The organism is Streptomyces sp. NPDC059524, assembly GCF_042749255.1.
Lineage (GTDB): Bacteria > Actinomycetota > Actinomycetes > Streptomycetales > Streptomycetaceae > Streptomyces > Streptomyces xanthii.
The window spans coordinates 40,819-51,636 of record NZ_JBHYTK010000043.1 but is presented as its reverse complement, the minus strand read 5'-3'; the positions used below and the strand labels follow the sequence as shown (position 1 = coordinate 51,636).

General features: G+C 74.3%; 9 protein-coding genes. 7 read left to right on the top strand and 2 right to left on the bottom strand.

Going from position 1 to position 10,818, the window contains the following annotated elements; all coding sequences use genetic code 11:
- Positions 1 to 250: 250 nt before the first annotated feature.
- Positions 251 to 1,210 (top strand): S8 family peptidase, encoded by a 960-nt coding sequence (locus ACFW9D_RS15115; protein ID WP_384622007.1) that lies wholly within the window; start codon positions 251 to 253, stop codon positions 1,208 to 1,210.
- An 18-nt stretch (positions 1,211 to 1,228) separates the two neighbouring features.
- Here ACFW9D_RS15115 and ACFW9D_RS15110 read toward each other — a convergent pair whose 3' ends face one another.
- A complete protein-coding gene (locus ACFW9D_RS15110) occupies positions 1,229 to 2,875 on the bottom strand; it encodes an acyl-CoA dehydrogenase family protein (RefSeq protein ID WP_384622004.1) in 1,647 nt (548 codons plus the stop codon).
- 33 nt (positions 2,876 to 2,908) lie between these two features.
- On the bottom strand, positions 2,909 to 3,517 hold the full coding sequence (locus tag ACFW9D_RS15105) for a TetR/AcrR family transcriptional regulator (RefSeq protein WP_384622002.1): 609 nt from the start codon (positions 3,515 to 3,517) through the stop codon (positions 2,909 to 2,911).
- A gap of 84 nt (positions 3,518 to 3,601) precedes the next feature.
- On the opposite strand from ACFW9D_RS15105, the gene ACFW9D_RS15100 reads away from it, so the two are divergent.
- The 6 genes from ACFW9D_RS15100 to ACFW9D_RS15075 all read left to right on the top strand — a co-directional run bounded on the left by ACFW9D_RS15100 (position 3,602) and on the right by ACFW9D_RS15075 (position 10,713).
- Positions 3,602 to 5,125 (top strand): class I adenylate-forming enzyme family protein, encoded by a 1,524-nt coding sequence (locus ACFW9D_RS15100; protein WP_384622001.1) that lies wholly within the window; start codon positions 3,602 to 3,604, stop codon positions 5,123 to 5,125.
- Positions 5,126 to 5,134: 9 nt separating this feature from the next.
- Positions 5,135 to 5,731: a TetR/AcrR family transcriptional regulator gene (locus ACFW9D_RS15095; RefSeq protein ID WP_188338088.1), complete on the top strand. Its 597-nt coding sequence runs from the start codon at positions 5,135 to 5,137 to the stop codon at positions 5,729 to 5,731.
- A gap of 530 nt (positions 5,732 to 6,261) precedes the next feature.
- Complete coding sequence (locus ACFW9D_RS15090; RefSeq protein ID WP_384621997.1) at positions 6,262 to 7,197, top strand: TauD/TfdA dioxygenase family protein; 936 nt, start codon at positions 6,262 to 6,264, stop codon at positions 7,195 to 7,197.
- Entirely contained in the window at positions 7,194 to 8,471 is a 1,278-nt protein-coding gene (locus ACFW9D_RS15085) for an MFS transporter (protein WP_384621996.1), read from the top strand. Before ACFW9D_RS15090 ends, ACFW9D_RS15085 begins: the two co-directional genes overlap by 4 nt.
- Positions 8,472 to 8,500: 29 nt before the next feature.
- Positions 8,501 to 10,216 carry an aldehyde dehydrogenase family protein gene (locus tag ACFW9D_RS15080; protein ID WP_384621993.1) on the top strand — a complete coding sequence of 572 codons (1,716 nt, stop codon included), beginning with the start codon at positions 8,501 to 8,503 and terminating at the stop codon, positions 10,214 to 10,216.
- A gap of 59 nt (positions 10,217 to 10,275) precedes the next feature.
- Complete coding sequence (locus ACFW9D_RS15075) at positions 10,276 to 10,713, top strand: nuclear transport factor 2 family protein (protein ID WP_384621990.1); 438 nt, start codon at positions 10,276 to 10,278, stop codon at positions 10,711 to 10,713.
- Positions 10,714 to 10,818 lie beyond the last annotated feature (105 nt).

The window sequence follows — 10,818 nt, the reverse complement described above, 5'->3', positions numbered from 1 at the left end:
CCTTTCCCCGACCACAGGCGCCCCGCACCTTGATCGGGGAAAGGCGACCCGAAGGGTCTGCATTTCAGGGGCGCGGGGAAATGCGCGAGAAGCCCCACCGGCCCGCGCCCGGCGACGAGAGGCTCACCCGTCCGGAGGAACCCGTGTCGCCGTCGCGAGGGGCGGGCCGTCCCCTGGAAGCAGCCCGAGAGAAGAACGCGCCGATCGAGAAGAGGCCCCGATGACCCGTGCTGCCGTCCGGAGGATCTGCGTGGGGATCGTTGTGGGGGTCATGGTCGGCGGGCTCACCACGGCGTGCGGGGACGACGAGAAGAAGGCGGACCCGCTGCGCGGCCGGCAGTGGGCGCTGGACACGTTGCGGCTGCCGGACGCGTGGAAGGACGCGGAGGGCGACGACACGGTGATCGCGGTCGTCGACAGCGGCGTCGACCTGAAGCACCCGGATCTGAAGGGCCGTCTCGTCGGCGGGTACGACTTCGTGGACGGCGACAAGAAGCCGCAGGACGGCTTCGGGCACGGCACGCACGTCGCGGGCATCGCGGCGGCCCACACCGACAACGGCATCGGCGTCGCGGGCGGCGCCCCCGCCGCGAAGATCATGCCGGTACGGGTCCTGGGCGCCGACGGCAGCGGCAGCAACGGGAACATCACCCGGGGCATCGTCTGGGCCGCCGACCACGGCGCCGACGTCATCAACCTCTCCCTCGGCGAAGGCCCGTTGATGTCGAACCTCCTCCAGGGCGGCATCCTGAACGCCGCGATCCAGCACGCCCACGACAAGGGCGCCGTGGTCGTGGCCGCCGCCGGGAACGACGGCGCCGCGACCCAGCCGTACAAGGTGCAGACTCCGGTGCTCGTGGTCGGGGCGAGCGATCGCGACGGGCAGCCGGCCGAGTTCTCCAACTTCGGTGCGCAGGACGCCGTCTCGGCGCCCGGTGTCGGCATCATGTCGACGCTGCCGACGTACGGGGTGCAGCTCACCGAGAAGAAGAACGGGGAGGTGAACGACTCCGGGTACGGGGAGCTGGACGGGACGTCGATGGCCGCCCCGTACGTGGCGGCCGTCGCCGCGCTGCTGCACGGCGAGGGCAAGGACCCGGACGAGATCATGCGGATCATCCGGGACACGGCGAAGAACCCGGACCACGTGGAGAAACTCGGGCTCGGGGTGGTGGACGCGAAGGCCGCCGCCGACAGCGCCGACGACTGATCCGTCCGCGTCCCCCGGTCAGAGGCCCGCGGGCAGCCGGTCGAGGAGCGCCGCGAAGTCCGAGGCCGGCGGCAGCGTGCCGAAGGCCTGTCCGCGGTCGCCGGCCAGCCGTGTCGCGCAGAACGTGTCGGCGACGGCGGCCGGCGCGTGCCGGACGAGGAGCGAGCCCTGCAGGACGAGCGCGGCGCGTTCGATGACGCGGCGGGCGCGCAGCGGGGCGTCCTCGGTGAGCGTCAGCTCGCCCTGGAGCTCGCGCCAGGCGGTGTCGAGCCGCGCGTCGGCGCCGGACGCGGCCTCGATCTCCGCACGGAACGCGTCGAGGGAGGCGGGTTCGCGGGCGAGGGCGCGGAGCATGTCGAGCGCGTTGACGTTGCCGGAGCCTTCCCAGATGCCGTTGAGGGGGGCGTCGCGGTAGAGGCGCGGCATGCCTGACAGTTCGTCATATCCGTTGCCGCCGAGGCATTCCAGAGCTTCGGCGACGGCGGCGGGCTGACGCTTGCAGACCCAGTACTTGGCGACGGCGGTGGCGAGGCGCAGGAAGGCGCGCTCGGATTCGTCGCCCTGCTGGGCGCGGTCGGCGGCGCCCGCGAGACGCAGGGCGACCGTCGTCGCCGCCTCGGACTCGACGGACAGATCGGCCAGCACGTTGCGCATGAGCGGCTGGTCGATGAGCTTGGCGCCGAACACCGAGCGGTGGCGGGCGTGGTGGGCGGCCTCGGCGAGGGCGGCGCGGGTGCCGGAGGCGGAGCCGAGGACGCAGTCGAGGCGGGTGCTCGTCACCATGTCGATGATGGTGCGCACGCCCTTGCCCTCGGCGCCGACGAGCCAGGCGACGGTGTCGTCGAACTCGGGCTCGCTGGAGGCGTTGGAGCGGTTGCCGAGCTTGTTCTTGAGGCGCTGGATCCGGAAGGTGTTGCGGCTGCCGTCGGGCAGGACGCGCGGCACGAGGAAGCAGGACAGGCCGCCGGGGGCCTGGGCCAGGACCAGGAACAGGTCGTTCATGGGGGCGCTGGTGAACCACTTGTGGCCGCGCAGCCGCCAGGTGCCGTCGGGCTGCGGGACGGCGGCCGTGGTGTTGGCGCGCACGTCGGTGCCGCCCTGCTTCTCGGTCATCCCCATGCCGGCGAGCAGCCCGGCCTTCTCGGTGGGGGTGCGCAGGCCGGGCTCGTAGACGCGGCTGGTCAGCAGGGGTTCGTACGTCTTGGCGAGGTCGGGGGCGTGGCGCAGGGCGGGCACGACGGCGTACGTCATGGAGACCGGGCAGCCGTGTCCGGCCTCGGTGCTGGACCACACCATGAACCCGGCGGCGCGCGCGACGTGGGCGCCGGGCCGTTCGTCGGCCCAGGCGCTGCCGCCGAGGCCTTCGGAGATCGCCACGTCCATGAGGGAGTGGTAGGCGGGGTGGAAGTCGACCTCGTCGACGCGGTTGCCGTAGCGGTCGTGGGTGCGCAGGGCCGGCTCGTAGGTGTTGGCCTCCTCGGCCCAGCGGCGGACCTCCTCGCTGCCCGCGCGGCGGCCGATGCGGTGCAGGTCGTCGAGGGACCAGGCGGCGCCCTCGCGGCGCACGCCCTCCAGGAGGACCGGGTCGTCGGCGACGTCGTGGCCGGTCAACGGCGGTGCCTGGTTGGCCACTTCGTGGGTCACGGCGGTGGGCTTGCTCTGCACGGTGCGTGCCTCCTGTGACGGGACGGGGTGGGGTCAGGGTGTCGGCGCGCCCGCGCAGCGCAGCGCGGCGGCGGTGAGGTCGGCGAGGAGCTGTCCGGTGCCGTCCGGGTCGGGGTCGGCGAGAGGGTCGACGAGGGCCTCGCCGATGGCGCCGGTGAGCACGGCGGCGGTGATCTCCGCGTTCTGTGCGGGGAGCCGGCCGGCCGCGATGCCCTCCCGTACGACCTCGGCGTACAGGGCGCGGTAGCGGCGGCGGAAGTCGAGGCGCTCGGCGCCGACGGCCGGTTCGGCGGGGGCGGCGAGCAGGGCGTAGGCCAGGCCCCGGTTCTCCAGGGCGCGGCGGGCGAAGACCTCGACGCCGCGGGCGAGGCGCTCGACGGGGTCGCCGGGCTCGTGCAGCACCTGCCCGAGGACCTCGACCTCGCGTCCGGCGGCGCGCCGGAACACCTCGACGGCGAGCGCGGCCTTGGACGGGAAGTGCTGGTACACGGACCCGGCCGCGATCCCGGCCGCGGCGGCGACGGCGGTGACCGAGGCCTGCGCCCAGCCGACCTCGGCGACGACGGCGGTGGCGCTGGCGACGAGGTGCTCGCGCGCGGCTTCGAGCCGGCCGATCTCGGCGGGGGTCTTGCGGTAGGCCATACAAGCAGTGAACCATCATTCAGAGCTTCGCGCCATGGCCGGCACCCGACCGGCCCGGCCCGCAAAGAGCGCAAGGAGAACGACATGCACCTCAGTGCCCTGCTGGACAGCGCGGTTCGCTCGGCCGGCGACCAAGAGGCGGTGGTCTACGGTGCCCGGCGGTGGACCTACCGGGAGTTCGCCGAAGCGGCCCGGCGCGCCGCGACCGTGCTGCGGGAGGCCGGGCTGCGGCCCGGCGACCGGCTCGCGGTGATGACGTACAACACCCCGGCGTTCCTGTGGGCGGCGTTCGGCGCCTGGTACGCGGGCGCGACGCTGGTGCCGGTGAACCACAAGTTCCGGACCGGCGAGGTGGCCCGGCAGCTGCGGCACTGCGGGGCCCGGCTCGCGGTCGTCGACGCGGAGATCGGGGAGCGTGCGACAGCCGCCGACGCGGAGGTGACCTGGCTGGTCAGCCACCCGGACGCGGCGGCCGGCGAGCGCCCCGCCGACAGCTTCGAGTCGCTGCTGGACCGGGCCGGGCCCTGGGCTGGCGAGCCGGGCCCCGACACGGACATCGCCCAGATCCTGTACACGTCGGGCACCTCCGGGACCCCCAAGGGCTGTGTCCACACGCACCGTTCGGTCGCCCTCGCGGCCACGTACACGGCGGCCACGGTCCCGCTCCACCGGGACGAGCGGTTCCTGATCTGCATGCCGATCTGGCACGCGTCGCCGCTCAACAACTGGACGCTGAGCACGCTGCTGCTCGGCGCCACGGTCGTGCTGCAGCGCGAGTACACGCCGCGCGGCATGCTGGAGACGATCGAACGGGAGCGGATCACCGCCCTGTTCGGCGCCCCGATCGCCTTCCTCGCCCCGCTCCAGGCCGTCCCCGACCTGGACTCCTTCGACCTGAGCTCCGTACGGGCCTGGATCTACGGGGCCGGACCGCTGGACGCCGACAGCGCGCGCCGGCTCATGAAGGCGTACCGCTCCGACGCCTTCCACCAGGTGTACGGGATGAGCGAGACGGGACCGGTCGGGGCCTCGCTCTCGCCGGCCGAGCAGGTCACCAAGGCGGGGTCGATCGGGCGGGGCGGCATGCCCGGGGTGGAACTGCGGGTGGTCGCGCCCGACGGCACGGACGCCGGGCCGGGCGAGACGGGCGAGATCTGGCTGCGCTCGGACACCCGCATGGTCGGCTACCTCGACGATCCGGCCGCCACCGCCGAGGTGTTCGCCGGCGACTGGTACCGCAGCGGCGACCTGGGGCGCACCGACGAGGACGGGTTCGTGACCGTGGTGGACCGCATGAAGGACGTGATCGTCACCGGGGGCGAGAACGTGGCCTCCCAGGAGGTGGAGGGGGCGCTGCGCGGCCACCCCGACGTCCTCGACGTCGCCGTCGTCGGCCGCCCGCACCCGCAGTGGGGCGAGACCGTCGTGGCGTACGTGGTCGCACGCGAGGGCACCGGGCCGACCCTGGACGAGCTGCGCGGCTGGCTGGAGCCCCGGCTCGCCCGCTACAAGATCCCCCGCGAACTCGTCCTGCGCGCCGAGCTGCCGCGCACCCCCTCCGGCAAGGTCACCAAGCACGTGCTGCGGGCGGAGCTCACGGCCGCGTAGGGTCGCCGCATGGCCGACGATCAGGGGCAGGGCACGCGGCGGGGACCGGGACGGCCGCGCCAGGAGCACGTCACGCGCGCCGTCCTGGACGCCGTGGTCGAACTGGTCGCGGAGAGCGGCATGGCCGCGCTGACGATGGACTCCGTCGCGGCCCGCGCCGGGGTCAGCAAGCCGGCCATGTACCGGCGCTGGCCGACCAAGCAGGATCTCGTCATCGCGGCGGCCGAGTCCCGGATCGGGCCGCTGAGCGTGCCCGACATGGGGGACTTCCGCGCCGAGCTGCGGGCCGTCCTGACCGCCCGCATGACCGCGTACCGGCAGCCGGGCATCGCACGGCTGCTCGCCGGGGTGATCGGCGCCGCCGCCGAGCAGGACATGGTGCCCGAGGGGTACGGCGCGTACACGGCGCGCGTGACGAGCGAGACCCGGCACGTCCTGGAGCGCGGCGTGACGCGCGGCGACGTGCGGCCGGACGCCGATCTGTCCACGGCGACGACGCTGGTCGCCTCCTCGCTGCTGTTCCGCCTGGTCGCCGAGCAGCGGCTGCCGGACGAGGCGCTGGTCGACTCGGTGGTGGACCTCGTGGGGCGCGCGGTCGCCTCCTGACCCAGGGCAACACCACCCCGGCCCCGGGCCGGCCCACCGCCCGATCCCGGGCCACCCCGCCTCCGGGCCCCGGGCCGCCCCAGCCCCAGCCCACCCTGCCTACCGCCCCCGGGCCATCACACCGCCCAGCCCCGGGCCGTCGCACCGCCGGGTCCCTGGCCGTCCCGCCCACCAGCCCGAGGCCGCCCTGCCTCCCGACCCGGGCCACCCCACCATCCAGCCCCAGGCCGCCCCGCCTCCCCGCCTCGGGCCGTCCCGCCCCCAGCCCGAGGCCACCCTGCCTCCCCTCCTCGGGCCGTCACACCGCCCGGCCCCGGGCCATGACTCCGCCCATCCCCGGGCCGTCCCGCCCCCAGCCCCAGGCCGCCCCGTCTCCCGGTCCCTGCCGTCCCTTCTCCCGGCCCCCCGGAAATCAACCCGGCGCACCCCCTTGCCTCGTCGCGAGGCAATATCGATACTGCCGGTTACGTAATCCGTGTCTGTCATCCAGCCGCCCGCGTTCACGCGTGCGCTGTCGGGAGGACTTCCTCATGCACGACGTCGCCTCGGCCTCCGTGGCCGATCCCCGCCCGGTGCTCGACAAGCCCCTGATGCACTACGGGCGCCGCACCCTGGACCGGCTCGCCCCGGGCACCGAACAGCCCGCGTACACCTGCTTCGAGGTCGCCCCGCTCACCCCGCACTTCGGCGCCGTGCTCGGCGGCGTCGACCTGACCCGGCCCGTCACCGAGCAGCTCGCCGGGGAGCTGCGCCAGGCGCTCCTCGAGTGGAAGGTGATCTTCTTCCGGGGGCAGCACGGCTTCACCGCCGAGCACCAGCTGGCCCTCTCGGGTGTGTGGGGCCCGCCCGAGCCCAACCCGTTCTTCGCGCGGACCGGCACCCCCGGCATCTCCCGGCTCGCCAAGGACGCCAAGGCCGCGGGCAACAAGAACATCTGGCACAGCGACCACTCGTTCATGGCCAACCCCTCGCTCGGCGCCGTGCTGCGCGCCGTGGAGGTGCCCGCCGCGGGCGGCGACACCATGTGGGCCGACATGGCGGCCGCCTACGACAACCTGCCCGAGGACCTGAAGGAGCGCATCGACGGACTGACCGCCGTCCACGACTGGGAGGCCAGCTGGGGCGCGCTCATGGACGACGACCAGAAGGCCGCCTTCCGCGCGAACTGGCCGCAGGTCGAGCACCCCGTCGTCGTGCGCCACCCGCGCAGCGGCCGCCGGACGCTGTACGTCAACGAGCCCTTCACCCGGTACATCAAGGGCCTGTCCGAGCGGGAGAACCGCGAACTGCTCGACATCCTGGTGCTCCAGGCGCGCATCCCCGAGTTCCAGATCCGCTTCCACTGGGAGCCGGACTCCATCGCGATCTGGGACAACATCGCCGTCCAGCACTACGCGGTCAACGACTACTTCCCGCACCGCCGGGTGATGGAGCGCATCGCCATCGCCGGGGTCCCGCTCGCATGACCGCCACGACCGCCGCGCCCGGCAAGGGAGTCGCGGACCGCGAGGGCGGCGGCCGGCGGGCCTGGACGGTGACCGGCCTGCTCGTCGTCTTCATGATGGTCAACTTCGCCGACAAGTCCGTCCTCGGGCTCGCCGGTGACGAGATCCGCGCCGATCTGCACCTGAGCGCCACCGAGTTCGGGCTCGCCAACAGCGCGTTCTTCCTCCTGTTCTCGGTCGCCGCGATCGTGGTCGGGCTCGCCGCCGACCGGGTGTCGCCGAAGGTGCTGCTCCTGGTCATGGCCGCGCTGTGGTCGGTGGCGCAGGTGCCGCCCGCGATCGGTGGCGGGCTCGCGGTCCTCGTGGGCTCCCGGGTGTTCCTGGGCGCGGCGGAGGGACCCGCGTTCCCCGTCGCCCAGCAGGCCACGCTGTCCTGGTTCCCCGACCACCGGCGCAATCTGCCGGGTGCCCTGATCACGGTCGGCATCACGCTCGGCGTCATTGTCTCGGCCCCGACCCTGACCTGGCTGATCCAGCACCACGGCTGGCGCTCGGCCCTGTGGTTGCTCGCGGCGGCCGGCGCGGTGTGGGGTCTCGCCTGGGCGGCGCTCGGCGCGGACAGCCCGCGCCCCGCCGGCGGCGGCGCCACGGGCACCGGACCTCAGGTCCCCTACCGGCGGATCTTCGCGAGCCGCACCTGGATCGGCACGACGCTCGCGTACTTCACCAGCTACTGGACCGTGGCGCTGATGCTGGTGTGGCTGCCGTCGTACCTGCGCCACGCCCTCGGCTACGCGGCCGGCACCGCCGGACTGGTGATCGTCGCGCCCTGGGCGGTCGGCGCCGCCGTCCTGTTCGGGCAGGCCGGGCTGACCGGGCGGCTGATGCGGCGCGGCGCGAGCGGGAAGGCCGCGCGCGGGCGGGTGGGCGCGGGCCTGCTCGCGATCGGCGCGGTGTGCCTGCTGCTCACGCCGCTGACCGACGGGCGCGCGTCCCAGACCGTGCTGATCGCGCTGGGCTTCGGCTTCGGCGGCGCCTACGCCACCGTGGCCGCCACCACCGTCGCCGCTCTCGCCCCGCCGGGCCGCGGCGGCGGCGCCCTCGGCCTGATGAACGCGCTGGTCACGGCTGCCGGCCTGGTCGCGCCCGCGGTCGTCGGCGCCCTCGTCGACGCCCAGGGCACCGCGGGCTACCGGCACGCCGTGCTGCTGTCCGGCGTGCTGCTCACGGCCGGCGCCGTGGCCGCGTACGCGCTCGTCGACCCGGAGCGCGACCGGACCCGCCTGACCACCTGAACGCCCGTGAACACAAGAGGAGTCGACCTGTGAGCACCACCGCATCGGCGCTGGACACCGCCCCGCTGGACCGGGCCGTCCACGACCTGCGCGAGCGCGCCGGGAGCTGGACCAGGACCGCGCTGCCCGAGCGGATCGCCCTGCTGGAGCGCATGCTGCCGCGGATCGCGGCCGGCGCCGCCGCCATGGTCGCCGACGCGGCCCGCGCCAAGGGGTATCCGGAGGACTCCGGCTGGGCGGCCGAGGACTGGGTGGCTGCGCCCTGGGCGCTCGCGCAGGGCGTGCGCGCCACCCTGCACGTCCTGCGCCGCCTCGACGCGGGCCGAACTCCCGTACCGGACAGGGCGGTCCGGACCCGCGAGGGTCGTACGGTCGTCGACGTCTTCCCGGTCACCGGCTCCGACCGGCTGCTCCTGAGCGGCTTCGGTGCCCAGGTGTGGACGCTGCCGGGCACCACCCGTGAGCAGGTCCTGGCCCGCGCGGCCGGGGAGTACCGGGGCCGGGCGGGCGCGAGCGGAGTCGCGCTCGTGCTCGGCGCGGGCAACGTCGCCGCGATCACCCCGCTCGACGTCCTGCACAAGCTGTACGCCGAGGGCCAGGTCGTCCTCGCCAAGATGAACCCGGTCAACGCCTACCTGCGGCCGCACTTCGAGGCGGTGTTCGCCGAGTTCGTGGAGCGCGGCTGGGTGCGCTTCGTGGACGGTGGCGCGGCGGAGGGCGCGTACCTGACCGGGCGCGAGGGCGTCGACACCATCCATGTCACCGGCAGCGAGCGCACCCACGACGCGATCGTGTGGGGCACGGACGAGCGGGCGGCACAGCGCCGCGCGGCCGGCGCCCCGCTCAACGGCAAGCCGTTCACGAGCGAGCTGGGCGGGGTGAGTCCGTGCATCGTGACGCCCGGACCGTGGAGCGCGGCGGACTTCCGCTTCCAGGCGGAGCACATCGTCACGAGCAAGCTCAACAACTCCGGCCACAACTGCGTCGCCACCCAGGTCCTGGTCGTGCCACGGGACTGGGACGGCACGGAGCGGCTGCTCGAGGAGATCCGCCGGGTCCTGCGCGAACTGCCCGAGCGCGCCGATCACTACCCGGGTGCGGCCGACCGGATCGCCGCGACGGCCGGGACGCACCCGGACGCCGAGGCCTACGGGGACGGCGGCTGCCGGGTCCTGGTCCCCGAGATCAGCGACCCCGACGACCCGATGCTCACCATCGAGGTGTTCGCGAGCGCGCTCGGCGTGGTGCGCCTGCCCGGCGCCGACGCCCCCGAATTCCTCGCCGCAGCCGTCGAGTTCGCCAACGACAGGCTGCCGGGCACGCTCGGGGCGACGCTCCTCGTCCACCCCCGCACCGAGCGCGCCCACCGCACGGCGGTCGACGGGGCGATCGCCGCGCTGCGCTACGGCACGCTCGGCGTCAACTGCTGGTCGGCGTTCGGCTTCCTGCTCGGCTACACGCCGTGGGGCGCGTTCCCCGGCCACACCCGGCAGGACATCGGCAGCGGCATCGGGTTCGTGCACAACGCCTTCCAGCTGGAGGACGTGGAGAAGACGGTGCTGCGCGCGCCGTTCGCGCCCGCGCCCCGCGGCCTGTTCACGGGCTCGCCCTCGCTGTCGCCCCGCCCGCCGTACTACGTCACCAACCGCACCGGCCGCACGACGATGCGCCGCCTGACCGCGTACGCCGCCGACGGCAGGATGCGGCGCCTGCCGGGAATCCTCGCGTCGGCGCTGCGGGGCTGACGGGCGGCATTACCTCCCGGGTCATCGCCCATTCCGGCGGCCCGGGCCACGATCGGTGCATGACCACCACAGAGGACACCCGCCGCACCGACGCCGCCCGGGCCACCCGCACCGCCGTCGACGCCTTCTTCGCCGCACGGGCCGCCGCCGACACCGAGCGGCTGACCGCGCTGTTCGCCGACGAGGTCGACTGGCTGCTCGCCGAGAACCCCGTCGTCCCGTGGATCCGGCCCCGCCGCACCGCCGCCGAGTGCGCCGCGCAGTTCGAGGAGCTGGCCGCGCACACCGTCGCCGAGGACGCCCGCGCCTCGGTCGACACGCTGCTCGTCGACGGCACGGACGCCGTGCTGATGGGGCACCTCTCCGGCACCGTGCGCGCCACCGGCAAGTCCTTCGAGGGGCCCTACGCGCTGCGCCTGACCGTCGAGGAGGGCCGCATCACGCGCTTCCACCTGTACGAGAACAGCGTGTCGGTCGCCGCCGCCTGCACCCCCTGACGGTCCGCCGCCCGCACCCCCGACGACAGCCGTCGCCCGCACCCCCCGCGACGGACATAAGGTGCATACCCGGCCTGGGGCGCCATAGGGTTGCCGCTACGTGAC

Coding starts and splice junctions, on each gene's coding strand:
- ACFW9D_RS15100 (WP_384622001.1), top strand. CDS start 3,602: ATGCACCTCAGTGCCCTGCTGGACAGCGCGGTTCGCTCGGCCGGCGAC.
- ACFW9D_RS15075 (WP_384621990.1), top strand. CDS start 10,276: ATGACCACCACAGAGGACACCCGCCGCACCGACGCCGCCCGGGCCACC.
- ACFW9D_RS15105 (WP_384622002.1), bottom strand. CDS start 3,517: ATGGCCTACCGCAAGACCCCCGCCGAGATCGGCCGGCTCGAAGCCGCG.
- ACFW9D_RS15095 (WP_188338088.1), top strand. CDS start 5,135: ATGGCCGACGATCAGGGGCAGGGCACGCGGCGGGGACCGGGACGGCCG.
- ACFW9D_RS15090 (WP_384621997.1), top strand. CDS start 6,262: ATGCACGACGTCGCCTCGGCCTCCGTGGCCGATCCCCGCCCGGTGCTC.
- ACFW9D_RS15085 (WP_384621996.1), top strand. CDS start 7,194: ATGACCGCCACGACCGCCGCGCCCGGCAAGGGAGTCGCGGACCGCGAG.